Source organism: Pseudomonas sp. B10 (assembly GCF_900156235.1).
In the GTDB taxonomy this organism is placed as follows: domain Bacteria; phylum Pseudomonadota; class Gammaproteobacteria; order Pseudomonadales; family Pseudomonadaceae; genus Aquipseudomonas; species Aquipseudomonas siliginis.
In genome coordinates, this window is the sequence record NZ_LT707063.1 from 2,396,282 (window position 1) to 2,423,048 (window position 26,767).

Here is a 26,767-nt window from a genome sequence, read left to right on the forward strand (position 1 = left end):
GAGGAGGCGGGCGTTCTTTTTTGAACGTGGAAGCGAAATTAACGCTTCGAGTACTGCGGACGCTTACGCGCTTTACGCAGACCAACTTTCTTACGTTCAACTTCACGGGCGTCGCGGGTAACGAAGCCAGCTTTGCGCAGAGCGCTACGCAGGGTTTCGTCGTAGTCCATCAGAGCGCGAGTGATGCCGTGGCGGATTGCGCCAGCCTGACCACTTACACCACCGCCGATCACGGTGACGTAGATGTCGAACTTCTCGACAGTCTCGGTCAGCTCCAGCGGCTGACGAACTACCATGCGGGCAGTTTCGCGGCCGAAGAAGTTATCCAGCGAACGGTTGTTGATGGAGATGTTACCAGTACCCGGACGCAGGAAAACGCGTGCGGTTGCGGTCTTGCGACGGCCAGTGCCGTAATTTTGAGTCGCCGACATAATGAACTATTCCGTTAAATCTTCAGTTCTTGGGGCTGCTGAGCAGTATGAGGGTGTGCAGCGCCCGCATAGACTTTCAGCTTACGGTACATGTCGCGACCCAGTGGGTTTTTAGGCAGCATGCCTTTAACCGCGGTCTCGATCACGCGCTCAGGGGCTTTGGCGATCAGCTTTTCAAAGTTGATCGACTTGATGCCGCCCGGGAAACCGGAGTGGGAGTAGTACATTTTGTCAGTGGTTTTAGCGCCGGTAACACGGATCTGCTCGGCGTTGATGACGACGATGTAGTCGCCGGTGTCAACGTGAGGAGTGTACTCAGGCTTGTGCTTGCCACGCAGACGGCTCGCGATTTCGGTGGCCAGACGACCCAGGGTCTGACCAGCAGCGTCGACGACAAACCAGTCGCGCTTTACTGTTTCCGGTTTAGCAGTAAAAGTTTTCATTCTTTATAGCCTCAGGGGCCGCCTGTAAATAAGACGGCGGATCTTACTGAATAGTGCGTACTTTGACAAGTCAAAGGCAGCCGGATACAGACGCTTTCGGGGGCTCGGGTCGGCGCGTCCGTTCAACGGCAAGATTCTTCGGCGGCGGCGCATCACTTCCACTGCAGAAAGAGGTCGGCAATTATGCAGATTGCGAAAAATTTTTCAACCTGCTTTTATGATTGTTTTGCCCAAGGAGCACCCGATGGACTATCGCCAGCTAGGCCGTACCGACCTGAACGTGAGTGCAATCTGCCTCGGCACCATGACCTGGGGCGAGCAAAACACTGAGGCTGAAGCCTTCGCCCAGATCGAACGGGCCAAGGAAGCCGGGATCAATTTCCTCGACACCGCCGAAATGTATCCGGTGCCGCCCAAAGCCGAAACCTACGCCACCACCGAGCGCTACATCGGCAATTACTTCAAGAGTCGCGGTGACCGTGCCGACTGGATCCTCGCCAGCAAGATCGCCGGCCCCGGCAACACCATCGATTACATCCGCGATAAAAACCTGCGCCACAACCGTCAGCACATCACCGAGGCACTGGACGGCAGCCTCAAGCGTCTGCAGACCGATTACATCGATCTGTATCAACTGCACTGGCCGGAACGCAGCACCAACTTTTTCGGACAGCTGGGCTACAAGCACAAGATCGAAGCCAACCTGACGCCACTGGAAGACACCCTCGAAGCACTCGATGAGCAGGTGAAGGCCGGCAAGATCCGCCACATCGGCCTGTCCAACGAGACGCCGTGGGGCACCATGCGCTTTCTGGCTCTGGCCGAAGCTCGTGGCTGGCCGCGTGCAGTGTCGATCCAGAACCCGTACAACCTGCTCAACCGCAGCTTCGAAGTCGGCTTGGCCGAGATCGCCATCCGCGAACAGTGCGGCCTGCTCGCCTATTCGCCGCTGGCGTTCGGTTTCCTCTCCGGCAAGTACGAGGGCGGCGCCCGTCCAGCGAAAGGCCGCCTGAGCCTCTACAGCCGCTTCAGCCGCTATTTCAACCCGCAATCCGAAGCGGCGTGCAGCCGTTACGTAGCCCTGGCCCGTGAACACGGTCTGGACCCGGCGCAAATGGCACTGGCCTTCGTGACCCAGCAACCCTTCGTCACCAGCAACATCATTGGCGCAACGACGCTTGAGCAACTGGACAGCAACATTGCCAGTTTTGATCTGAAACTGTCCGATGAAGTGCTGGCCGGGATCGAGGCGATTCACAAGGATCATCCGAATCCGGCGCCATAACTGACCGCCAAAAGCTTCGCGAGCAGGCTCGCTCCCACAGGTACGGTGATCCCCTGTGGGAGCGAGCCTGCTCGCGAAGAGGCCAGTCGGATTACCTCAACAGCGGAACGCGTAGCGTCCCCGGCGGCATTCCCACGCAGAGCGTGGGAACGATCATCAAAGCGACCGCGCAATAATCTCCTTCATGATTTCATTGGTGCCGGCATAAATCCGCTGAACCCGCGCATCCGCCCACGCCCGGGCCACCGGGTATTCCCACATGAAGCCGTAGCCGCCATGCAGTTGCACGCACTCGTCGAGCACTTTGCATTGCAGGTCGGTGCCCCAGTATTTGGCCATTGCCGCCGTCGGCACATCGAGTTTGCCTTGCAGGTGCAGCTCCAGGCAGCGGTCGACAAAAACCCGGCCGATCTGGATCTCGGTAGCCATTTCGGCCAGTTTGAAGCGGGTGTTCTGAAAGTCGGCAATCGCCTTGCCGAACGCCTTGCGATCGCGGGTGTAATCCAGCGTCCATTGCAGCGCCGCTTCAGCCGAGGCCAGGCCGCCAATCGCCACGGTCAGGCGCTCTTGCGGTAACTCCTGCATCAGATAGGCAAACCCGGCACCCGCCTGCCCGAGAAGGTTTTCTTTCGGCACGCGCACGTCCTGAAAGAACAGTTCCGAGGTGTCCTGCGCCTTCATGCCGACCTTCTCCAGGCGCTTGCCCTTCTCGAAGCCCGGCGTATTCGCTTCCACCAGAAACAGGCTGGTGCCCTTGGCCCCGGCCTTGGGATCGGTCTTGGCCACCACGATGACCAGGTCAGCCAGAAAGCCGTTGGTGATAAAGGTTTTCGAGCCGTTGATCACATATTCGTCACCGTCCAGCACCGCCGTGGTTTTCACCCCTTGCAGGTCGGAACCGGCGCCAGGCTCGGTCATGGCAATCGCCGTGACCATTTCCCCCGAGACCAGTTTCGGCAGGTATTTGTGTTTCAGCGCCTCGCTGCCGTAATGCAGGATGTACGGTGCGACGATGTCTGAGTGCAGCGAGAAACCGATACCGGTCAGACCCAGACGCCCGACTTCCTCGATGACCACGGTGCTGTAGAGGAAATCCGCGCCAAGCCCGCCGTACTCTTCCGGCAGATGCGAACAGAGCATCCCCGCCTCCCCCGCCTTGTTCCACAGCGCGCGATCAATGTGTCCCTGCTTCTCCCACTGCGCGTGATACGGCACGGCCTCTTTTTCGAGGAAAGTTCGCACGCTGTCGCGGAACAATTCGTGCTCGGAGCTGAACAGGGTTCTGGGGATCATGCGGCACCTTTCTTTGTTGTTGGAGGGATACGGCTCTCAGAGACTAAGCCCGACTCCTGCTACGGGACACTGGACACATCCGACAAAAAATAAGACGATCCAGCCGTCTGGTGACCACTTTCCCTTATAAAAACAAAACAAAAGTTGAATTATGTCTAAGCACGTCTCCCCGCCCTTGCGGCGCGTCAGCATCCTGGCCATCGACCGGGTTTTCGCTTACACCCTCATGCAGGCCAAGGATTTTTTCCATGTGGCCAGCCTGCGTTACGGCAAACAACTGGGCCACGGCCTGACACCGGCGTTCGAAACGCGCCTGGTCAGCCCGGATGGCAAACCGGTAAAAAGCTTCAGCGACGTGGTCATGCCGGTCGACGGTGGCCTGGAAAACGCCGATGTGATCATCCTCCCGGCGTTCTGGGACGACTTCGATACGCTGTGTGGCCGTTACCCGCAAATCCTGCCGTGGCTGCGCGAACAGCATGCGCGCGGCGCGGTGTTATGCGGCGAAGCCACCGGGGTGTTCTGGCTCGCCGAAGCCGGGCTGCTCAACGGCAAGGAAGCGACCACCTACTGGCGCTTCTTCAATGCCTTCGCCGAGCGCTTCCCCAAGGTCTATCTGAATCAGGACAAGCACCTGACCGACGCCGACAATCTCTACTGCGCCGGCGGTACTACCTCGGCCTGCGATCTCTATATCTATCTGATCGAACGCTTCTGCGGCGCGAACGTGGCGCAAGCCGTCGCCCGCGACATCCTTTATGAAGTGCAGCGCAGCTATTCGCCGGGACGTATCGGTTTTGGTGGGCAGAAGCTGCATCAGGACGTGATCATCCTGCAGATCCAGCAATGGCTCGAAGAACATTTCGCCGACAAATTCCGCTTCGAAGACGTCGCCCGCGAGCACGGCATGAGCATTCGCAACTTCATGCGCCGCTTCCAGACCGCCACCGGCGACAAGCCGCTGCATTACTTGCAACGCCTGCGCATCGAGACGGCCAAGGGCCTGCTTTCGGGCACGCGCAAGAGCATCAAGACCATCAGTTATGAGGTCGGTTACGACGATGCGAGCTTCTTCGCGCGACTGTTCCGCCAGCACACCGAACTGTCGCCTAACCAGTATCGGCAACAGTTTCAGCAGGCTGCGTAAACTTCCGCCAGACTGACGTCCCTGTGGGTGTAGTCCTTCCACGGGGACCGGCTTGTAAGTTGTGATTCGTCCGACACAAATGAACGAAAACAGAACAGCGTCTGGCTGTGTTTTACGACTGTTCGGACGTGCCTGCGCCGACCAGACTACTTCCCAAGCACATCGCATCAGGGAAGATCAACAGTGACCATCGGCTCCAGCTACAACTATCCCTCACAGGCTCCTGGCCTTGAAAAACGCAAAAAACGTTCGCCACAGGACAACTGGAAAGCCCGTTTCCCCAATCCGCCGGACCTGTGTTTTGACTACCGCGCGTTACTGGAGCAGCCAGGCGGAATCGCCCGAGCGACTGATTCGAGCCATCGAATCTGCATCATCGGCGCAGGCATCACAGGCCTGACGGCAGCGAGAGAATTGCTGCGCTGCGGCTTCACCCAGATCACGCTGATCGAACAGTCCTCGCGAATCGGCGGCAGGCACCTGACCGTTCCCGGCAGTCCTCAATCCAAGGCCAGCCATACCCCGTTCGAAATGGGTGCGATGCGTATGCCTTTGTTCAATCGCGAAGGAGAATCGCCGAAGGAAGGTCGTTCGCTGATGGCCTACTACACGACGATATTCGACCTGGCCCTTTCAGACTTTGCCAATCCCGGCAGCCAATGGGTCAAATCAACCGGCATCTATCTGCGCGAGGGCAGCCTGTCAGAGCAGGCTACGCCGCAAATGCTTATCTGGAAAAACGCCGACGGTCAGACCCGCCCTCCCGGCGAGGAGCTACAAGCGGTGTATGCAAAATGGAGAGCGTTCGCCGACCGCATGACCCGGCACGTTTGCGACAGTTATGCGAGCGAGGAATGGGAGTCCGTGTGGGCAGCTATTGTCGCCAGGTATCACGCCATTTCCTTCCGTGATCTGGTGAGCATGCCGGTGCTGCAACGCTGGGAAAAAGACGCGCCGGGCGATTTTGGCGGGATGGGAATGTCGCCAGAGGAATCGGCCATTTTTTATGCCATCGGCATCGGTGACGGCAGCTGGGGCGCATTCTATGACGTCTGTGCACTCTACCCTCTGCGCACTGCCATATTCGGGTTCAGCAGTCACTTGCAACTGGTGCTGGGTCGGGTAGATGAACAAGGCGATCCTCTGCCTGACTCACCGCATATCCGCAGCAATGCGGTTTTCGATTCAACCGGCCTGCAGTTTGAAGGCCCGCGCTACCTCGGTCTCGCGGCGCTGAGTGAAAGCCTTATGTTCATCAAACCTGATGAAACAGCGATGTCTTTCCACGAACACAGCCTGCAATACCGCGAAGGTTTGCTGACTGATAGCTCCGTCACTCGGCTGAAAAAGCTCGACAGCGGTAAAACCCGTGTCTACTACAACTGGAAGCAAAGTCGCCCCCATCAGGCCCAGGAACATTTCAGCGATTATGACTCCGTGATCATGACGCTGCCTTCGTGGTTGATCGAAACACGAATCAGGCTTGAAAACTTCACTGCACAAATGCTGCCGTTCGAAACGATCAATGCGTACAAGACTGCACATTGGGAAACCAGCTGCAAAGTGTTCGCGCCGCTGAAGAAATCCTTCCTGTCCGGCAATACCGCCATCCCCCAAGCGATCGTCACGGACAGTTTTATCCACGATGTTTATACCTACCGCTATAACGATCACTACAGCTACGACTGCATTCTTCTCAGTTACACCTGGGAAGATGACGCTACCAAACTCTGCTGTTTCAGCGACAAGGAGCTGGTCGCCAAATGTGCCGAAGAACTTGATCGAATCCTGATGAACTGCAGCAATATCGGGCAGCGCATCTCGCCTTTCATTGGCCTCAATCAGGCCGTCGTACAGCGCTGGATCACCGATAAGAACTCACTGGGGTGCGCCAAACTTTACCGCCCCGGCGCCTACTACGACGCTGTTAGCCTGATGAAATACAACCGCGACTATTCCAGTGTTTCCGGGCTGTATCTTTCTGGCGAGTCGTTTTCAGTGGATGCCGGCTGGACCGAGCCCTGCTTTCGCGGTGCCATCGATGCGGTGATTCATATTTGCGAAAAAACCTCGGCGCAGTTCAATGGCGGCTTCCAGATAACCGACTATCCACACTACCAGGCCGGACCATGAAGTTTTCAGTCACGCAATTCAGCGTCCTGAGCGTGCATCGTCGATATGTGTTTAATCGTCCTAGGAGGCGTACTACAACTTAACCGGAAAGCGCCGACTTACCTTCCAGTGCTGACTCGACTCTTATGTTCCCCGCCACCCGATGGCGTGAAAACAACAATAAGGGATCATGAAAAATGAGTGAGTCAACAAGCCCTGTTCGTGTTGCGGTTGTGCAATGTGATCCGCAGGTCGGTACGCAAAATCGTGCAGCGAATCTGAGTAATAGCCTGGAGTTGGCACTGCAGGCGGTCAATGGTGGTGCCAACCTCATCGTTTTGCCCGAGCTGACAAACACCGGTTATTTCTTTCGCACTCGACAGGATGCGTTCGATCACGCCGAATCGGTTCCGGATGGGCCGAGCGTGAGCCGATGGGAGGATTTTGCCCGCCAGCATCAGGTGTATCTGGTGGCAGGGCTGACCGAGCGCGAAGGGGCACGGTTGTACAACACAGCCGTGTTGTTGGGACCTGACGGTTTCATCGGCAAATACCGCAAGGCGCACCTGTGGAATCTGGAGAAGCTCTGGTTCACTGCAGGCGATAGCGGTTTCCCGGTGTTCGAAACGCCGATCGGTCGCATCGGTCTGCTGATCTGCTGGGACATCTGGTTTCCCGAAGTACCGAGGATCCTCAGCCAGCAGGGCGCGGACATCATCTGCAGCCTGGACAACTGGGTCTGGACACCACCGCCCTTGTTCGATGACGCCGGCAAGTGCATGGCTTCGTACCTGACCATGACCGCAGCGCACGTCAACAACGTGTTCATCGCGGCGGCCAGCCGAATCGGCGAAGAGCGTGGCGCTCGTTACCTTGGATGCTCTTTGATTGCTGGCACTAACGGCTGGCCGATTGGCCGCGTGGCGTCCGCCGACCAGCAGGAAATCCTCTACGCCGATATCGACCTGACCAGCTCGCGCAGTGCGCCAATCTGGAACGACCTGAACGATTTGCACCGTGATCGGCGCTGTGATGTCTACGATCGAATGCTCGGTTACACCCAGCATCCGTGCCTGCCGCGTTGACCGGAGGCCGGGCTATGGACATTCACGCAAAGCAACGCAAAACAATCGTGGCCAGAACCGCGATGGATAGCACCATCATCGGCCTGATTCTGGGTGCGGCCGCATTGATTGCCTGGCTATCGCTCACCCATCATTCGTTGTGGTCGGCACGCTGGCCGGATTACGGCCATATGGTCTCGAGCTTTCCCGACGCTGCTGCCTGGCTGCGCTGGGTGCTCGGGGATATCAGCGAGGTAGCATTCTATAAACACGAGTTTGCCTCGATCGGCCTACTGGCTGGTGCATATCTGGGCTATTGGGCGAATCGAACGGGAAAAGCCTGGCAAGGCTTCACCATCTGTTACGGCAGCGGGCTCTGGCCGTGGCTGGTCACAAGCTCATTGCTGGGCCTGGTGCTGAGCAATCTGCTATGGGGCTGGACTGTCACCGCGACCAGTTGGCAGCCCACCTTCGCGGCATTCGTGTCGTTGCCTGCGGCCATGGTGCTGATGTTCGGTGCCGGCTGGAAAGTTGCCATTAACGGCGCCATCATGGGCGCCCTGTTCGTGACACCTCTGTGTCTGCTGATGGTCAATTACGTATGCAACCCACTCGGGCTGCCCGTGGTGATTGGCAATGTTTCGGGCATGGCCATCGCCAGCATCGGCGCCTTCGTGCTCTATCGCTGTGTGCCGAGCCTGGTGAAATCCGCGGAACCCGAGCAGGTCGCCATGCAAGCCAGCGCCACCGTGCCCACCAAGGCGCCGGATTACGGCCTGGTGTGGAGCATGCGCCGGGTCTTGGCAGATTTTTCCGAAGCGCCTTTCTTCGGCAATGAGTGGGCCAGTCTGGGACTGATTGTCGGTGCGTTGCTCGCATTTACACTCAACCCGATGAGCCCGGTCTACGGCACCGGTCTGCTGCCGCAACTGCTGGCCGGTCAGGCGCTGACCTCGGCCTTGGGCGTGGTGATCTGGCGCAAGCAGTGGATGGCGCGCGGTTGGTATCCGACCTATGTACCGCTGGTGTCCGTTGTTCCGGCTGCGATCCTTACCTTCGGCGGCGCTTGGCAAGTGATCATCTCCAGTGCGCTGCTCGGCGCGCTGATCGCCCCGCCACTGGCCTGCGCCCTCGCGCAGCGGCTGCCAGGCTTCATGCATGGCTTTATCGGTAACGTGTTGTCGATGGCTCTCAGTACGCTATTGATCCTGCCAATCGTCGGATGGCTGGCCAGCCACTGATCTTTCCCCTGCCCCGGCTGGCATCTGGATAGTCCCCGGTACAGCCGGTCTTTCTTCGCGAGGTATCACATGGAACTGCCAAAACTGGCCATTGCCGCGCTCGGCGGTACTGTCAGCATGCAATCGACGCACGTCGATCGAGGCGTCGTCCCCGCGGTGTCCGGGGAAATGCTGCTGAACACCGTGCCTGAACTGAAAACGCTTGGGCAACTGACCGTCGAAACTTTCGGACTGTTGCCCAGCGCGTCACTGGATTTCGAATATCTCTTGAACGTGCTGGACTGGGCCAACGCGCAGATCAGCCGAGGCGTGGCCGCAGTCATCATCATCCAGGGCACGGACACCCTGGAGGAATCCGCCACTTTCTTCGATTACCTGTGGGCGCACGACGAGCCACTGGTGCTGACTGGCGCCATGCGCTCTGCCATGCAAGCAGGGGCTGACGGCCCGGCAAACCTGCTGGATGCCGGTCGCGTTGCGTTGGCGGCATGCAGTCATGGGCGCGGAGCACAGGTGGTTATCAACGGCGAGATTCACCGCGCCAGTAGCGTGCGCAAAGTCGATTCAATGGCCATGCACGCCTTCGCCTCGCCCTTGACCGGCCCTGCTGGCTTGATAGTAGAAGGCGCTCCGCGCTACTTCCATGCGCCGGTTGCGCGCCATGTTTTGCCGATCCCCCAAGACACCCGCCAGAATATTGCTTTGCTGGAAGCTTCGCTCGGTGCAGACAGTCTGCTGTTAGAGAAGGTTGTGGAGCTAGGTTACGCCGGCCTAGTGATCGCTGGCTTCGGTGCCGGCCATGTTTCAGCGAACTGGGCCAACGTCATCGAAGGCATTGCCCGACATATTCCAGTGATCATCGCCACCCGCACCGGTTGTGGCGCGACGGCGCAAGTGACCTATGGCTTCGTCGGCAGTGAAATCGATATGACGCGTAAAGGTGCCGTGATGGCTGGGTTCCTATGCCCGCGCAAAGCGAGAATTCTGCTCTGGCTTCTGGTTGGCTGCCAACAGCAATCAACGTTGGCAACCTGCCTCGCTGAACTGGCCCCATAAAAAAAGGCCTGCAATCGCAGGCCTTTTTTTTGCCGAGACTCCGCTTAAGGCTTGTGCGCCCGCGACAGAAACTCGTGGGATTGCATCTCCAGCAGTCGGCTCAGCGTGCGCTGGAACTCGAAGGTCAGGCGTCCGCCGGTGTACAGATCCTTCAGCTCGACTTCGGCAGAAATGATCAGTTTGACGTTGCGATCGTAGAACTCGTCGACCATGTTGATGAAGCGGCGGGCGATGTCGTCGGTGGTGACGCTCATCTGCTCGACGCCGCTAAGCAGCACGGCGTGGAAGATCTTGCCCAGTTCGATGTAGTCGTTCTGGCTGCGCGGGCCGTCGCACAGTTCGCGGAAGTCGAACCAGGCCACGTCGTCGCAGGTGCGCAGAGCGCGGATTTCGCGGTTCTCGATGATCAGCACATCGTTTTCCACCGCCGCCGTGCACTCCGGTGTCAGTGCCTTGAAGCTCTTGCGCAGGCTTTCGTGCGCGGCTTCGTCGAGCGGATAGTGGAACAGCTCGGCTTGCTCGAGGTGACGCAGACGATAATCGACGCCGCTGTCGACGTTGACGATCTCGGTGTTCTGCTTGATCAGCGCGATGGCCGGGAGGAAACGCGCACGTTGCAGGCCATCCTTGTACAGACCGTCCGGAACGATGTTCGACGTCGCGACCAGGGTCACGCCGTTCTTGAACAACTCCTCCATCAGCGTGCCGAGGATCATCGCGTCGGTGATGTCGGAGACGAAGAATTCATCGAAGCAGATCACCCGCGACTCGGCCGCGAAGCGCTTGGCGATGATGGTCAGCGGGTTTTTCTCGCCGCCCAGGGTCTTCATTTCTTCGTGCACACGCTTCATGAAGCGGTGGAAGTGCGTGCGGGTCTTTTCCTTGAACGGCAGCGCTTCGAAGAAGGTGTCAACCAGGTATGTCTTGCCGCGACCGACGCCGCCCCAGAAATACAGGCCCTTGACCGGTGCCTGATCCTTTTTGCCAAACAGCTTGCCGAGCAAACCCGGCTTGTTCTGGTCAGCGGCGATCAAGTCGTCGTACAGACGCTGCAAGTGACGCACAGCAGTTTCCTGCGCGGCGTCATGGAAGAAATCCGGGCGTTTCAGATCAGCTTGATATCGTTCTAGGGGCGTCATAATTCGTTAGCAAGGCAACAAAAACGGGCCGTCACTGTAGCGACGGCCTGTGGGAATGGCAATCGGCCCTTGGTCGGGTCGTGCCGCCGATCAGTCTTGAGCTGGAGTCAGTGCGACGCGCAACGCCTCGATGGCGGCGTCCCGCGCACCGATGTCGGCAAACGCCGGGCTGTCGCCCACGCACTCACCGGCCAGCCAGACGCTGAAGCTCAGTTCTTCAGTACGCACATCCAGCGGCTCGCCGGACTGCAACTGTTTGGTCGCCTGGCCGGCGGTTTTGCCGTCGGCGAAGTTACGCGACAGCAGCAATTGCTCGCCATCGGCCGCCAGCAGACGGAAACGGAAGCTGCCGTCGTCCTCGCGGAAGCTGACGAAACGCGCGGCTTTCGCGGCTTTTTTCTTGGTAGTCGCGGCCACCTGAACCTGATTGACGAAAGAACGCAGGCCAACGGCTTCGCGCAATTCATTGAGGAACGGCGTGGCCACGGCGCGGGCCTTCTTCGCACCGATCTGCAGGATGTCTTCCAGGTCCGCCGGACGCTCGATCAACTGGTGATACTTCTCGCGCGCCTCGCCCAGCTCATTGTCGAGCAACTGGAACAGGCGATTCTTCGCCTCGCCCCAACCCAGACCACCGAGCAGTTCGCTGCGGAATTCGTCAGCCTGCGCAGGGGTGGCGAAGGCCTGGAACAGAGTGAACAGGTGCGAGTTATCGGGATCTTTCGCTTCGCCCGGGGCCTTGGAGTCGGTGACGATCCGCGAGATCGCGTCCTTCATTTCTTTCGCGCTGCTGAACAACGGAATGGTGTTGTCGTAGCTCTTCGACATCTTGCGACCGTCGAGGCCCGGCAAGGTCGCCACGCTTTCTTCGATCAGCGCTTCGGGCATGGTGAAGAACTCTTTGCCCTGGCCGAACAGATGGTTGAAACGCTGACCGATATCGCGGGCCATTTCCACGTGCTGAATCTGATCGCGACCGACCGGCACCTTGTGCGCGTTGAACATCAGGATGTCCGCCGCCATCAGCACCGGATAGCTGTAGAGGCCCATGGTGATACCGGCGTCCGGGTCTTCACCCGTCTCAACGTTCTTGTCCACCGAGGCCTTGTAGGCGTGCGCGCGGTTGAGCAGGCCCTTGGCAGCGACGCAAGTCAGCAGCCAGGTCAGCTCGGGGATTTCCGGGATGTCGGACTGGCGGTAGAACGTCACGCGGTCGACATCGAGGCCACCGGCCAGCCAGGTCGCGGCGATTTCCAGACGCGAGCGTTGGATGCGCAGCGGGTCATCGCATTTGATCAGGGCGTGGTAGTCGGCCAGGAAATAGAACGAATCGGCCTGGCTGTCGCGGCTGGCGAGGATTGCCGGGCGAATCGCGCCGGCGTAGTTGCCCAGGTGCGGCGTGCCGGTGGTGGTGATGCCGGTGAGAATGCGGGTACGGTTGGTCATGGGTAATCGCTTGTCAGACTGCAATCAATTCGAGAGACGCGGCAGCAGCAGATCCTTGAGATCGGTCAGCTTGCCGTGAAAAAAGTGTCCGCATTCTGCCACTTTCAGCAGCTCATGGGGGCGCTGGAGTTGTTCCGACCACTGGTAGACCAGTTGCGGATCGATGACTTCATCGGTTTCCGGCTGGATCACGGTCAACCCGCCGTGCTGCGGCAGTTGATCCTGCTCGCCCAGACGCATCACCGCCGGGGCAACCATGAACAGGTGGGCAAGCTGGACGCCTTGGGCTTCGAGACGGCCGCCGAGACTTGCTGCAACAAATCCGCCGAAGGAGAAACCGAACAGGGTCAGCGGCAGATCCGGGTGTTTTTCCCGCAGCCATGTAGCGGCGGCCTGAGCGTCGTCAACTTCACCGGTGCCCATGTCATGCGTGCCCTCGCTCGCGCCGACGCCGCGATAGTTGAAACGCAAGGTGATCAGGCCTGCGTCGCGCGCAGTGCGCTGCAGGGTCGAGACGACCTTGTTGAGCATGGTGCCGCCCTGCACCGGGTTCGGATGGCAGATCAGCGCGATGCCGCGCGGCTGCTCGTTATCCAGATACAAAGCTTCAATTTGGCCGACAGGGCCGTCAATCACTACAGGGGTTTCACGCATCAGCAAGGGAGGAACTCCGTGACCTCGAATCGGGTCGACTCGTCTAGCAAATTGTCTGTGCCAATCTATTGCGAGTGAATCGCGGTATACAGCGCAGGTTCGAGCCGTTAACGTAAAGCAAAGCCGTTTATAGAGGAAGGACTCGTGGAACACTCGCTCTTAGTTTGGTTGTTACCGACTCTTGCCCTGGTTGTGGGTGTCGCCATTGGATTCCTGATCGCGCGCGTTGCGCCGAACGCCGCACCGAGCCGCACGCAGCGTCAACTGGATGATATCCAGGAGCGTTTCGACAGTTATCAGAACGAAGTGGTCACCCACTTCAACAGCACCGCGATGCTGGTCAAGAAACTGACCCAGAGCTATCAGGAAGTGCAGGACCACCTCGCCGAGGGCGCCAATCGTCTGGCCCTGGACGAGCAGACCCGCCAGCGCCTGATCGCCGCCCTGCACGCCGACGCAGCGCAGGCACCACGTGAACGCCTGACGCCACCGCGCGATCAGGAACCACCGCGTGACTATGCACCGAAATCGCCAAATTCCCCTGGCATGCTTGATGAGCATTATGGTTTGAAGAAGTAATCGGGTTTCGCGCCCAACAAAAAGCCCCCGGACAGTGATATGTCCGGGGGCTTTTTTGTATCTGCAATCTTCGCTGCCCTCGCCGGCCTCTTCGCGAGCAGGCTCGCTCCCACAAGGGGAATGCATCTCAAATGTGGGAACGAGCCTGCTCCCGAAAGGGGTCGCACCGATGAAACAAAAAAATGCCCGATCACAAGACCGGGCATTTCTTCATTCAGGCAATCGCTTACGGATACTGCTGCACCGTACCCGGCTGTTGCTGCTGACCACCATACTGCTGACCCGGAATTGCCTTCAGGTTGACCTCGACCCGGCGGTTCTGCGCGCGGCCGTTGACGTCGCCGTTGCTGGCAATCGGGTTATCCGGGCCGGCGCCACGGGCCGACAGGTTGGCACCGCTGACGCCTTGCGAGGTCAGGTAGGTCGCGACGCTCTGCGCACGACGCTGGGACAGGTCCATGTTGTGCTGGCGGCTGCCGGTGCTGTCGGTGTAGCCGACGATTTCGATCTGGTTCTGGCTGAACTCTTTCAACGAGTTGGCCAGGTTGTTCAGAGGCTGGTAGAAGCTCGGTGCGATGTTCGCCGAATCGGTGGCGAAGGTGATGTTGCCCGGCATGATCAGCTTGATCTGATCGCCCTGCCGCTGCACTTCAACGCCAGTGTTGGCCATGCTCGCGCGCAGTTTCTTTTCCTGCTGGTCGGCGTAGTAGCCGTAGCCGGCAGCGGAGGCACCGACGACAGCAGCGCCGATCAAGGCGCCCTTGCCACGGTTGTCGTGGCCGATGGCGGCGCCGGCGAGTGCACCGGCCAGCGCGCCGAGGCCACCGTATTTGGCGGTTTTGCTCATGCCTTGCGAGCCACCGTCGGCCTGACCCTGATTGTCATACGGATTAGGCGAGGCGCAGCCGGACAGCACGGCCACGGCAGTAGCGACAATAATCAAACGACGCGTGGTGAACATGGAGAGCTCCTGGTCTTTTTGCATTCTGTGGTGCAGCGGCCACTGATCGATCAATGGACCTGCGCGGGCGTTGGATCATGACAATGCCTAAAAATTCCGCCCGCTGCCCGTGACAAAAAATTCAGGCACGCACAAACGGGTTCTCGCGCATCTCATCACCCAGACGCGTATCCGGGCCGTGCCCGGTGACAACCGTTGCATCCTCGTCCAGCGTATACAGCCGCTGCTTGATCGAACGCACGATGGTCGCCTGATCGCCACCCCACAAATCCGTGCGCCCTACCCCGCGACGAAAAAGCGTGTCGCCGGCTATCAACAGCTTAGCCTCGGAAAACCAGAAGCTCATGGAACCTGGTGTATGTCCCGGTGTGTGCAGTGCCACGCCACAACCGCAGGCGAGTTCTTCGTCATCGCTCAACCAGCGATCCGGCGACGGCACCGGGGTGTAAGGCACGCCGAACATCTGGCATTGCATCTCCAGATTGTCCCAAAGGAACTGGTCTTCCTTGTGCAGATGCAGGGTCGCACCGGTTTTCTCCTTCATCTGCCCTGAAGCGAGAAAGTGATCGAGATGCGCGTGGGTATGGATGATGCTGACGACTTTCAGGCCATGGGCATCGAGACGCGCCATGATCAAGTCAGGGTTGCCGCCCGGATCGACGACGATGGCTTTTTTTGTGAGCGGGTCGCCGATGATGGTGCAGTTGCACTGGAGCGGGCCGACGGGGAAGGTTTCGCGGATGAGTTGGGGTCTTTGAGTAGACATTGAATTCTCAACATGCGGATGAACAAGCTCGTTCAGCATTCTACTTGACGCGCCGATACAAATGTTCCCGGCCAGAAATTTGGCGTCATACATCAGAAAGTAGTGGCGCAATGATGTCAAACAGCCAATTCTGGTGCAAAATCGATTCTTTTTTGTAGCGGTCGCATTCAGGAAGGGCCGCATAGTCATCAGGAACCTACATGCCTACGCCCAAGACTTATTCTTTCAGTTTGCCCTCCACGTTGACCGGAAATGCCATCGTCGACAGCCTCATTTCAGGTACGTATTGGCTGGGCGCCAAATGGACCCCAACCGGTCCGACCAATCTCAGTTACAGCTTCATGGCGCCGGGCACGTCTTATTTTGTTATCGACTATAGCCCTGACAATGAATACAACGCTTTGTATGAGCTCACAGCGGGGCAAAAAAATGCTGTCACCAGCGCCCTCGGAGCGTGGAGCGCTGTTGCCAATCTGAATTTCACCCTGACCACCGACTCAATCAACAACGTGGGTGACATGCGGTTTGGCGGCTATCAACTGATGGACGACAAGACCGCTGCGTGGGCTTATTTTCCGTCAAACACACCGGTAGCCGGCGACGTCTGGATCGGTCCGCAAACCAATGATGCGAATCCGGGCCAAGGAAGTTACGACTACCTGACGTTCGTTCATGAGATCGGCCACGCGCTGGGCCTCAAACATCCTTTCGATACCAGTTCAACCAACAAAACCTTGCTGGACCCGACACTGGACGATGTTCACTTCACCGTGATGAGTTACAACAGCAACTATTCGTACCAGCCAACCACACCGATGGTGCTGGACATCATTGCGATCCAGAGTCTGTATGGCGCCAACATGGCCTGGCAGGCCGGCGACACCGTTTACAAGTGGGCCGCCAACCAGTCGATTTTCGAAACCATCTGGGACGGTGGTGGCAACGACACCATCGATGGCAGCAATCAGCTCGCCGCCGTCAGCATCAACCTGAATGAAGGCGCCTACAGCCAGATCGGCAAGGCATTCGTCGATTACAACAACCTGACGGCCATCAATGACGGGCTGGCGATTGCCTACGGTGCCAAGATCGAGAACGCCGTCGGTTCCGAGTTCAACGACATCCTGACCGGCAACGCACTGAACAATACGCTGAATGGCTATATCGGCGCTGACACCATGAGCGGCGGCGACGGCATCGACACCTACTACGTCGACAACATCGGCGATGTCGTCATCGAGACCGATACTTCACTGACCGCAATCGACCAAGTGTATTCCTCCATCGACTACACCCTGGGGGCCAATGTCGAGCAACTGGTCCTGATCGGCAACGCCATCAACGGCACCGGCAACTGGACGAACAACACCCTCATCGGTAACAGCAGCGATAACGTGCTGGACGGCCGGCTCGGTGGCGATACCATGATCGGTGGTCTGGGCAACGACACCTACATCGTCGACAACGCCTACGACAGCACGATTGAAACCAGCACCCTGGCGGGCGAAATCGACACCGTACGCGCCTCGATTGACTGGACTCTGGGCGCCAACCTGGAAAACCTCATACTGACCGGCAATGCCAACCTCAACGGCACAGGCAACGCGGTGAACAACGGCATCATCGGCAATGACGGCGATAACGTCCTCGACGGTGGCCTAGGTGCCGACGTACTGGTCGGCGGTCTGGGCAACGACACCTACATCGTTGACAACGTCAACGAAAGCGTGAGGGAAAACAGCACACTGGTCAGTGAAATCGACACCGTGCGCTCTTCGGTGGACTGGACCCTGGGCGCCAACCTGGAAAACCTGGTGCTGACCGGCACGGCCATCAACGGCAACGGCAATGCACTGGACAACACGCTGACCGGCAACGCCGCTGCCAATACGCTCAACGGCAGCCTCGGCGCTGACACCATGATCGGCGGGGACGGCATCGACACCTACTACGTCGACAACATCGGCGATGTCGTCATCGAGACCGATACTTCACTGACCGCAATCGACCAAGTGTATTCCTCCATCGACTACACCCTGGGGGCCAATGTCGAGCAACTGGTCCTGATCGGCAACGCCATCAACGGCACCGGCAACTGGACGAACAACACCCTCATCGGTAACAGCAGCGATAACGTGCTGGACGGCCGGCTCGGTGGCGATACCATGATCGGTGGTCTGGGCAACGACACCTACATCGTCGACAACGCCTACGACAGCACGATTGAAACCAGCACCCTGGCGGGCGAAATCGACACCGTACGCGCCTCGATTGACTGGACTCTGGGCGCCAACCTGGAAAACCTCATACTGACCGGCAATGCCAACCTCAACGGCACAGGCAACGCGGTGAACAACGGCATCATCGGCAATGACGGCGATAACGTCCTCGACGGTGGCCTAGGTGCCGACGTACTGGTCGGCGGTCTGGGCAACGACACCTACATCGTTGACAACGTCAACGAAAGCGTGAGGGAAAACAGCACACTGGTCAGTGAAATCGACACCGTGCGCTCTTCGGTGGACTGGACCCTGGGCGCCAACCTGGAAAACCTGGTGCTGACCGGCACGGCCATCAACGGCAACGGCAATGCACTGGACAACACGCTGACCGGCAACGCCGCTGCCAATACGCTCAACGGCAGCCTCGGCGCTGACACCATGATCGGCGGGGACGGCATCGACACCTACTACGTCGACAACATCGGCGATGTCGTCATCGAGACCGATACTTCACTGACCGCAATCGACCAAGTGTATTCCTCCATCGACTACACCCTGGGGGCCAATGTCGAGCAACTAGTCCTGATCGGCAACGCCATCAACGGCGCCGGCAACTGGACCAACAACACCCTCATCGGTAACGGTGGCGATAACGTGCTGGACGGCCGGCTCGGTGGCGACACCATGATCGGTGGTCTGGGCAACGACACCTACATCGTCGACAACGTCTACGACAGCACGATTGAAACCAGCACCCTGGCGGGCGAAATCGATACTGTGCGCGCCTCCATCGACTGGACCCTGGGCGCCAACCTGGAAAACCTCGTACTCACCGGCACGGCCATCAACGGCAACGGCAATGCACTGAACAACACGCTGACCGGCAACGCCGCCGCCAACACGCTCAACGGCAGCTTCGGTGCTGACACCATGATCGGCGGCGACGGCATCGACACCTACTACGTCGACAACATCGGCGATGTCGTCATCGAGACCGATACTTCACTGACCGCAATCGACCAAGTGTATTCCTCCATCGACTACACCCTGGGGGCCAATGTCGAGCAACTGGTCCTGATCGGCAACGCCATCAACGGCACCGGCAACTGGACGAACAACACCCTCATCGGTAACAGCAGCGATAACGTGCTGGACGGCCGGCTCGGTGGCGATACCATGATCGGTGGTCTGGGCAACGACACCTACATCGTCGACAACGCCTACGACAGCACGATTGAAACCAGCACCCTGGCGGGCGAAATCGACACCGTACGCGCCTCGATTGACTGGACTCTGGGCGCCAACCTGGAAAACCTCATACTGACCGGCAATGCCAACCTCAACGGCACAGGCAACGCGGTGAACAACGGCATCATCGGCAATGACGGCGATAACGTCCTCGACGGTGGCCTAGGTGCCGACGTACTGGTCGGCGGTCTGGGCAACGACACCTACATCGTTGACAACGTCAACGAAAGCGTGAGGGAAAACAGCACACTGGTCAGTGAAATCGACACCGTGCGCTCTTCGGTGGACTGGACCCTGGGCGCCAACCTGGAAAACCTGGTGCTGACCGGCACGGCCATCAACGGCAACGGCAATGCACTGGACAACACGCTGACCGGCAACGCCGCTGCCAATACGCTCAACGGCAGCCTCGGCGCTGACACCATGATCGGCGGGGACGGCATCGACACCTACTACGTCGACAACATCGGCGATGTCGTCATCGAGACCGATACTTCACTGACCGCAATCGACCAAGTGTATTCCTCCATCGACTACACCCTGGGGGCCAATGTCGAGCAACTAGTCCTGATCGGCAACGCCATCAACGGCACCGGCAACTGGACCAACAACACCCTCATCGGTAACGGTGGCGATAACGTGCTGGACGGCCGGCTCGGTGGCGACACCATGATCGGTGGTCTGGGCAACGACACCTACATCGTCGACAACGTCTACGACAGCACGATTGAAACCAGCACCCTGGCGGGCGAAATCGATACTGTGCGCGCCTCCATCGACTGGACCCTGGGCGCCAACCTGGAAAACCTCGTACTCACCGGCAGTACCCACATCAATGGCTCGGGTAACGCATTGAACAACAGCCTGACCGGCAACGACGGTAACAACTTGCTGAACGCCGGTGCTGGCAATGACCTGCTCATCGGTGGACTCGGGACAGACTCGCTGACCGGCGGCATCGGTGCGGATGTGTTTGTGTTCAATGCCTGGAACGAGAGCGGCTTTGGCAACCTGCGCGACGTCATCACTGACTTCAGCAGTGCCCAAGGTGACAAGATCGATCTGACCCACTTCGACGCCAACCTGCTGAGCGCAGGCTTCAATGGTTTCGCTTTCATTGGCGCCGACGACTTCACAGGCGCAGGCCAATTGCGCTTCGTCGACCATGTGTTGTCGGGCAATGTCAGCGGTAACGCCGGTGCGGATTTTGAAATCCAGCTGGTCGGTGTCAACAACTTCAACGCCACTGATCTGGTGGCGTGATCTTCATCGCGCTTGTTCCACGCGGTCTGTAGAACAGACCGCAGCCACAGAAACGCCCCGACTGGTTCGGGGCGTTTTTTATTGACTGGTACGGCGGCTAATCAAGAACACCCAGCGCCTTGGCCCGCGCGACCGCTTGAGTTCGACGCTCCACCCCCAACTTGCTGTTGATGTGACTGGCATGGGTTTTTACGGTGTGCAGGGAAATGAACAACTGCTCGCTGATCTCCTGATTGGAACAGCCTTGAGCGATCAGGCGCAGCACGGCCAATTCCCGGCTGCTGAGCTGTTCGGTAGCGGAGCTTTCCACGGTCGGGCGCGGCGCGGCTGTTGGGAAATGTGTGAGCAATTGCTGGCTGACGGCGTTGCAGGAAAGCGCCTGCAACTGCCCGCGCAACCAGTCGGCATGGTTTTTCAGCAGCGCATCAAAAGGTTGGTAAACGCCGCCGGCCGCCGCTTCCAGCGCATGACTCAACACCTTGCGCGCATCGGGCTCGCGCCCACTGGACAGCAACAACGCCACCTTCTGCGTCAACGCCATCACACTGAGCAACTGCCGCCCGGTCCGCTGGCCGTTTTCATGCAACACGTTCAAGCGCCCTTCGGCGAGCATCGGCTGCCCCTGAATCACATCGAGCAGCGCCTGTTGCAGCTCCACATGCAACGGCAGTTGCGGATGGAATTCCGGTGGTGCCGCAGCGTTTTCGCCGGTGTAGGTCTGGCCCAATCGTGCAAGCCACGCCTCGGCGAGATCGATGCGGCCCTGGGCCAGCCACAGCTCGCATTTGACCAGGGTGATCATCGCCAGATAGTAGATCGGCGGTACGTCCCAGATGTGCATCAGGCGTTCGGCTTCGGCGAGTTCGGCGAAGGCCTTGGCGAATTCGCCGCTGGCGCCGTCCAGGCGAGCGATCACGCAGTGGCCGATCAGCACGCTGATGTCGCGACAGGCCCGCGCTTCGCCAATGCCGGCCAGCAGGCGTACGCGTGCAGCCTGCGGCTGCAAACGCATCGCCAGCAGGAAACCTTCGTACAACGTCAGCCGCGCGCGCACGGCGTACAGGCGTTGCGGCGACAGACCGCGCAAGCGCTCCAGGCCCTGATGCACTTCATCCAGCGCGCGCAGGATCTCGCCCCGCGATTGCAGAACCCGCGCCCTGTCGTAATGCGCCAGTGCTTCGAATAATGGGTTGCCGACCCGTTGCGCCAGCTCGAGGGATTCACGGTTCAGGCCACGGGCGCGCCACAGATCACCGTCGGCGATCGCCAGATTGGACAAGGTCGACAGGCACATCAGCCGCTGGCCATAACGTTTGGCCGGCAGGCTCTCCAGCGCTTCACTGCAATAGCGCAGGGTCAAATCGCGATGGCCGCGCCCGCGAGCGATGATCCCGCTAAGCGCCAGCCATTGCGCCAGCATGGATTTTTGCGCCGTGGCCGAAGGCGCCGGCAGGAAACGGCTCAAATGGCTGGCCAGCTCTTCAGCGGCATCGAGCTGACAGGCCAGCCCCAGCGCCCAGCTGTAGAGCACAATCAGCCGTGGCGTGCTGATCAGCAGGCTGTCGGGCAAGTCCATTTTCCAGCGCAGCAGCATGCCGACGTTCTGCTCGGCGAGCAGCTGTTCTTCGGAGAGGTTCTGTACCAGATTCGCCGCGACGTCGAGATGCCCGGCACGCAACGCCTGCTCCACCGCTTCGTCGAGCAGGCCCTGCGCATTGAACCAGCGGCAGGCGCGCAAATGCAGGGTGGCGTTGGGCACCATCGCCTGGGCGATTGGCCGGCTGCGCAACAAGTCAGAAAACAAATGATGATAGCGGTACCAGTGACCGTGCTCGTCCAGCGGCACCAGAAACACCTGATGGGCGAGCAGAAAGCGCAGGATCTCGGCGCTGTCGTGGGCTTCGCGGACCGCATCGCACAGCTCGCTGCAAAAGCGTTCCTGCGGTGCGGTTTCGTAGAGGAAGGATTGCACTTCGGCCGGCAGGCAATCGATGACTTCTTCGAGCAGATAATCGCGGATCAGCCCTTCGCCGCCGTTCAGTGCTTGCGGCAGCGCGGCATCGTTGCCCGCCTCGGCCACCGCCAGCAGCCAGAAGCGCAGGCCGGCGACCCAGCCTTCGCTGCGCTGGATCAGGCTTTCCAGTGCTTCGCCGCGCAGTGAGCTGCTGTGGCGGTCGAGCAAGGTCAGGGCTTCGTCGTGGGTCAGGCGCAAGTCCTGTTCGTGCAGCTCGAGCAACTGCCGCGACAGGCGCAGACGCGCCAGATGCCAGTCCGGGCGCTGGCGGCTGGTGACCATCACCAGCAAGCCATCGGGCAGATGATTGAGGAAGAATTGCAGGCAACGATCCAGCACCGGACCTTGGGCGAGGTGGTAGTCGTCGAGGACCAGCAGCAACGGCGCGGCAGGATCGAGATGCAGCGCCAGCTCATCAAGCAGACCGTCGAGCCATTCTTCAAAAGCGAATGGCTGATGACGCTGACGCATTTTCAGCAGACCGAGAGCGCCAGCGCCCAAGGCCGGAAAATAGTCCTGCAGCCCTTCGAGCAAGCGCTCAAGAAAACGTCCGGGATCGCTGTCCCGTGGACTCAAGCCCAGCCAGAGACTTTGCCAGTGCGCCGGCAGACTCTGACAGAACTCCACCGCCAGCGAGCTTTTGCCGAACCCGGCCGGGGCGCTGACCAACAGCAACCGACCTTCGAGCCCGGCCTGCAGACGCTGGCAAAGGCGCGGCCGCAAGACATAGCCGTCGGGCAGCGGTGGGCGGAAAAAACGCCCGTCCAGTGCTGCGACGGTGAAGCTTGCGGGACCCGGAAGTGGGGACAGATCAGTCATGGCCGGCTCTTGTTCGAAGGCGATTGGCGGCGTTGCAGATGTCCGCAGCCTAGCCTTAAACGAAGAGGTAATGAAGGTCGCTGCTACAAATGGCTACAAAAAGGCTACAGATACAAAAACGCCCCGAACCGATCGGGGCGTTTTCATGAGGATGCGGCCTCGGGTTTACGCAGGTTTAGCGAACACCATCCTGACGCAGAGCGGCCGGGGTGAAGTCGCTGGTAGTGGCGGTGAAGCCGAAGTCGTACGCCTGCTTCTCTTCGTTCTTCATGCCCAGTGCCAGATAACGGCCAGACTGCAGGTCATAAAGCGTTTCGAGGGCATACCAAGGCACTTGCTTGTCGTAGTAGTTCTCGGCATGCGCCTCGGCTACACGCCACAGTTGGCCGCGACCGTCGTAGTGGTCGATGACCGCTGCCTGCCAGGTGTCCTCGTCGATGTAGAAGTCACGCTTGGCGTAGATGTGGCGCTGGCCTTCCTTCAGGGTCGCGACCACGTGCCAGACGCGGCGCAGCTCGTAACGAGCCAGGTCCTGGTTGATGTGACCGGCCTTGATGATGTCCGAGTACTTCAGTTTCGGATCGTCGAGTTTGTAGCTGTCGGAGGCGATGTACATTTCCTTCTTGCCTTCAAGCTTCCAGTCGTAGCGATCCGGGGCACCGTTGTACATGTCGAGGTTGTCGGACGTACGCAGGCCATCCGCTGCGGTACCCGGACCGTCATAGGACACTTGCGGTGCACGACGCACACGACGCTGACCGGCGTTATAGACCCACGCCGAACGTGGCTCTTTGACCTGGTCGAGGGTTTCGTGCACCAGCAGTACGCCACCGGCCAGACGCGCCGGCGCGGTCACTTTCTGCTTGAAGTAGAACAGGATGTTGCCCGGGTTCGCCGGATCGTAGTCCTTCATCTTGTCGCGGAACACGAACTGATCCTGGAAGTACACCAGGCTGTACGAGCCGTTCGGTTGCGGCGTGGCCTGGGTCACCAGACGGGTCACGCTGCCGCCGCGATAGCGGGTGATGTGGTTCCAGATCACTTCCACGCCGGTTTTCGGGATCGGGAACGGCACGGCGGTATCGAAGTTTTCCAGACCGTTGCCGCCGGACACCAGGTTGGTGCTGGTGGCGTTCTTCTTGATCGCGGCGAACACGTCATCCGGCACGGTGGCGCCGCGATGGGACGGATAGACCGGCATCTTGAAGGTTTCCGGGTAGCGCTTGAACATTGCGTACTGGCCCGGGGCAAGCTTGTCCTTGTACTTGTCGACATCCTTGGCGGTGATGGTGAACAGCGGTTGCTCACTGGCGTAAGGGTTGGACAGGAAGCCTTTGCTGTCGACGCTGCCGGCATTTTTCGGCAGCGGTTTCCAGGCCGGGATCGAACCGTCGGCATTACCGGCCATTTCCGCGCCCATCGGCGTCAGGCTCTTGCCCAGTTTATCCGCTTCGGCAGCAGGCACCGCCGCCATGACACTGGTCGCCAGCAGCGACAGGCCCAGAACACCGGCGTGGAACAGACTCTTTGTTATTTTCATAAATTCGTTCGTCCTGAAATGCAGTGCTTAGAAGTTCACGCCGAAGCTGAGCGCCACGAAGTCGCGGTCATCCACGGTGGTGTACTTGCCGTCGAAGAAGTTGGTGTAAGCCAGGCTCGCGGTGTAGGTGTTCTGGTATTCGGCGTCGACGCCCAGGCTGACCGCTTTGCGACCTTCCTCGAAGTTGCCGCCAGGGCCTGGCGAGTAACCGCTGACGTCGTGGGACCAGGCCACGTTCGGCTTCAGGTTCACGCCGGCGAAGACGTCGTTGTATTCCCAGATCGCCCGACCACGGTAGCCCCAGGACATCGAGGTGGTGAAGCCGTCGTTTTCGCAATTGCGGCTGCGGTTGTTCTGCGGCGAACCCGGGCCGGCGCCGTTGATGGTGCTGTTGTTGAGGATGTTGGCGCAGGTATCGATACCGCCAGTGGCCGGCAACTCACCCGGACCGTAGACCGGGTCACGGCCATAGCGCTTGTCGGAACGGCTTTCCAGGCCACCGACGTACGTCGCCCCGACTTCACCGACGAGGGTCAGACGGCTGGCGCCCATGACCTGATCGAAGAAGTGCGTGAAGGTCGTTTGCAGTTGGGTGATTTCCTTGCGCTCGTAACCGTGCAGATCCTGACCCGGCACGCCGGTCAGCAGCGAAGCGTTGGTCAGTGCACCGCCCAATGGACGCACGCCGGCAAACAGGATGTCGGTGGAGTTGAGTTGTACCGGCGCGTTCGGACGGTAGCTGATCTCACCGCTCCACGCCGTACCGGTAGGCAGGGTGGTGGAGAAACTCAGGCCGTAGAGACGAATGTCTTCCGGGTATTCGATGAAGTAATTCGAATTGCCCGCGACCAGCAGCGGTGCGAGTGCGGCGAACGGCCCCGGCAGCGCGGCGGCAGTGTTGTAGACCGACTGCGGGGCACCGGTGGCACTGAAGATCGGCGCACGGCTGTGGTAGTTCATGAAGTAGGCGCCGAACTCGGTGTCGAGTGGCTCGAACATGTATTTGAGGGACGCGCCCCACTGACCGCTGTCGCGCGCGTCACGGTCCGGCCCACGGCGCACCAGCACGCCTTCTTGGTCGACGTTCACACCGTTGGCGGCCAACGGCCCCAAAGCGATCGCCGGAATCTGCGAACGCTTGTTCAGTACGCGCAGATTGTTGTCGCAACCGTCGGCAACGATGTCCGGCTGGGAGAAGAAGGTGCCGCAGTTGTCGACGACAGTCTGGTCCCATTCCAGTTGGTAGAACGCTTCGGCCGAGAGGTTATCGGTGAGGCTCTGCGACACGTAGAACATGTTGACCGGAATCAGGCCTTCCTTGATCTCGGCGCCCGGACGACGGAACGCGGAGACGTCGATCGGGTTGATCGAGTTGATGCCGCCGCCGATGAAGGTACTTTCACCCCAGCTCACTACCTGCTTGCCCAGACGCACGGAGCCCGGCTGATCGGCAATCGCGTAGTTGTGGTAGACGAAGGCGTCGAGGATCTGCCCGCCGGAGGACTTGGCGCCCTCTTTGCGGTTGCTGTCACTGATGTCCTTGAACTCGCGGCTCTCGTCCTTCAGTTCGAAGTCGTACCAGTATTTGCCACGGACGAACACGCCGGTGTCGCCGTATTTCAATTCAAGGTCATGGATACCCTTGAAGATCTTCGAAAAGGTTTCGCCGCTCTTGAAGTTGGCGTGCCCGTCATCGGAAGTCTGCGACAGGCCACGGCCGCCGTTGTTGACGCCGATAAGGTTCTTGTTCGGGCTCTGAGTAGACCAACTGGCACCGATCGACAGGGACGAGTCGAACTGGCCTTCGATTTCACCGACGTTGAAACTGACGCCGAATGCAGGCCCGGCGAGCGAGGAGGCAAGACTGACCGCCAGAGGCAGTTTCGCCCGGCGCCAGAACTGGTTTACTGAGGTCATCGACGCTACTCCATGTGCATTATTGTTATGGCAGTGAGTACTTTTAAAAACGCTGTGGAGGACCGGGCGCCAGGGCTGCCCGAAATCGTTCCAGAGTTGCTCGCCCCGTTCAGTGCGTGTGCTCCGT

General features: G+C 59.4%; 18 protein-coding genes and 2 pseudogenes. 9 read left to right on the plus strand and 11 right to left on the minus strand.

What is annotated here, in order from left to right; genetic code table 11:
- Positions 1-38: 38 nt before the first annotated feature.
- Positions 39-431, minus strand: a complete 393-nt coding sequence (gene rpsI, locus BXA01_RS10685) for a 30S ribosomal protein S9 (protein ID WP_003228056.1) — start codon at positions 429-431, stop codon at positions 39-41.
- A gap of 14 nt (positions 432-445) precedes the next feature.
- Positions 446-874: a 50S ribosomal protein L13 gene (gene rplM / locus BXA01_RS10690; RefSeq protein ID WP_003228062.1), complete on the minus strand. Its 429-nt coding sequence runs from the start codon at positions 872-874 to the stop codon at positions 446-448.
- A 244-nt stretch (positions 875-1,118) separates the two neighbouring features.
- Here rplM and BXA01_RS10695 point away from each other — a divergent pair, with 244 nt between their 5' ends.
- Positions 1,119-2,159 (plus strand): NADP(H)-dependent aldo-keto reductase, encoded by a 1,041-nt coding sequence (locus BXA01_RS10695; RefSeq protein WP_056790225.1) that lies wholly within the window; start codon positions 1,119-1,121, stop codon positions 2,157-2,159.
- Between the two features lie 156 nt (positions 2,160-2,315).
- On the opposite strand, the gene BXA01_RS10700 is transcribed toward BXA01_RS10695, so the two are convergent.
- On the minus strand, positions 2,316-3,452 hold the full coding sequence (locus BXA01_RS10700; protein WP_024014254.1) for an acyl-CoA dehydrogenase family protein: 1,137 nt from the start codon (positions 3,450-3,452) through the stop codon (positions 2,316-2,318).
- Between the two features lie 250 nt (positions 3,453-3,702).
- On the opposite strand from BXA01_RS10700, the gene BXA01_RS10705 reads away from it, so the two are divergent.
- The 5 genes from BXA01_RS10705 to BXA01_RS10725 all read left to right on the plus strand — a co-directional run bounded on the left by BXA01_RS10705 (position 3,703) and on the right by BXA01_RS10725 (position 10,072).
- Entirely contained in the window at positions 3,703-4,599 is an 897-nt protein-coding gene (locus BXA01_RS10705) for a GlxA family transcriptional regulator (RefSeq protein ID WP_163012735.1), read from the plus strand.
- 183 nt (positions 4,600-4,782) lie between these two features.
- The gene (locus BXA01_RS10710; protein ID WP_076564077.1) at positions 4,783-6,732 is read left to right on the plus strand and encodes a flavin monoamine oxidase family protein; all 1,950 of its coding nucleotides are present in this window, start codon (positions 4,783-4,785) and stop codon (positions 6,730-6,732) included.
- Between the two features lie 176 nt (positions 6,733-6,908).
- The gene (locus tag BXA01_RS10715) at positions 6,909-7,796 is read left to right on the plus strand and encodes a nitrilase family protein (RefSeq protein ID WP_076564078.1); all 888 of its coding nucleotides are present in this window, start codon (positions 6,909-6,911) and stop codon (positions 7,794-7,796) included.
- 62 nt (positions 7,797-7,858) lie between these two features.
- Positions 7,859-9,016, plus strand: coding sequence for a hypothetical protein (locus BXA01_RS10720; RefSeq protein WP_231991025.1), 1,158 nt, complete (start codon positions 7,859-7,861; stop codon positions 9,014-9,016).
- A gap of 69 nt (positions 9,017-9,085) precedes the next feature.
- Complete coding sequence (locus tag BXA01_RS10725) at positions 9,086-10,072, plus strand: asparaginase (RefSeq protein WP_076564080.1); 987 nt, start codon at positions 9,086-9,088, stop codon at positions 10,070-10,072.
- Positions 10,073-10,116: 44 nt separating this feature from the next.
- Here BXA01_RS10725 and zapE read toward each other — a convergent pair whose 3' ends face one another.
- The 3 genes from zapE to BXA01_RS10740 form a co-directional block, all read right to left on the minus strand.
- A complete protein-coding gene (gene zapE, locus BXA01_RS10730; RefSeq protein ID WP_016773254.1) occupies positions 10,117-11,211 on the minus strand; it encodes a cell division protein ZapE in 1,095 nt (364 codons plus the stop codon).
- A 90-nt stretch (positions 11,212-11,301) separates the two neighbouring features.
- Positions 11,302-12,657 carry a tryptophan--tRNA ligase gene (locus BXA01_RS10735; RefSeq protein WP_076564081.1) on the minus strand — a complete coding sequence of 452 codons (1,356 nt, stop codon included), beginning with the start codon at positions 12,655-12,657 and terminating at the stop codon, positions 11,302-11,304.
- Between the two features lie 24 nt (positions 12,658-12,681).
- The gene (locus BXA01_RS10740) at positions 12,682-13,311 is read right to left on the minus strand and encodes an alpha/beta hydrolase (protein WP_076567704.1); all 630 of its coding nucleotides are present in this window, start codon (positions 13,309-13,311) and stop codon (positions 12,682-12,684) included.
- Between the two features lie 144 nt (positions 13,312-13,455).
- Between BXA01_RS10740 and BXA01_RS10745 the strand changes: the two genes are divergently transcribed.
- The gene (locus BXA01_RS10745) at positions 13,456-13,890 is read left to right on the plus strand and encodes a YhcB family protein (protein WP_016773251.1); all 435 of its coding nucleotides are present in this window, start codon (positions 13,456-13,458) and stop codon (positions 13,888-13,890) included.
- A 226-nt stretch (positions 13,891-14,116) separates the two neighbouring features.
- On the opposite strand, the gene BXA01_RS10750 is transcribed toward BXA01_RS10745, so the two are convergent.
- A complete protein-coding gene (locus BXA01_RS10750; protein ID WP_076564082.1) occupies positions 14,117-14,851 on the minus strand; it encodes an OmpA family protein in 735 nt (244 codons plus the stop codon).
- 121 nt (positions 14,852-14,972) lie between these two features.
- Entirely contained in the window at positions 14,973-15,617 is a 645-nt protein-coding gene (locus BXA01_RS10755) for an MBL fold metallo-hydrolase (RefSeq protein WP_076564083.1), read from the minus strand.
- 410 nt (positions 15,618-16,027) lie between these two features.
- Between BXA01_RS10755 and BXA01_RS10760 the strand changes: the two are divergent.
- Positions 16,028-20,002 (plus strand): annotated as a pseudogene (locus BXA01_RS10760) (M10 family metallopeptidase C-terminal domain-containing protein); the annotation flags it as partial.
- Positions 20,003-20,350 (plus strand): annotated as a pseudogene (locus tag BXA01_RS27680) (type I secretion C-terminal target domain-containing protein); the annotation flags it as partial.
- A 97-nt stretch (positions 20,351-20,447) separates the two neighbouring features.
- On the opposite strand, the gene BXA01_RS10765 reads toward BXA01_RS27680, so the two are convergent.
- The 3 genes from BXA01_RS10765 to BXA01_RS10775 all read right to left on the minus strand — a co-directional run bounded on the left by BXA01_RS10765 (position 20,448) and on the right by BXA01_RS10775 (position 26,640).
- On the minus strand, positions 20,448-23,183 hold the full coding sequence (locus BXA01_RS10765; protein WP_076564085.1) for a LuxR C-terminal-related transcriptional regulator: 2,736 nt from the start codon (positions 23,181-23,183) through the stop codon (positions 20,448-20,450).
- A gap of 175 nt (positions 23,184-23,358) precedes the next feature.
- Positions 23,359-24,723, minus strand: a complete 1,365-nt coding sequence (locus BXA01_RS10770; protein WP_024014265.1) for a DUF1329 domain-containing protein — start codon at positions 24,721-24,723, stop codon at positions 23,359-23,361.
- 27 nt (positions 24,724-24,750) lie between these two features.
- Positions 24,751-26,640 carry a DUF1302 domain-containing protein gene (locus BXA01_RS10775; protein ID WP_076564086.1) on the minus strand — a complete coding sequence of 630 codons (1,890 nt, stop codon included), beginning with the start codon at positions 26,638-26,640 and terminating at the stop codon, positions 24,751-24,753.
- Positions 26,641-26,767 lie beyond the last annotated feature (127 nt).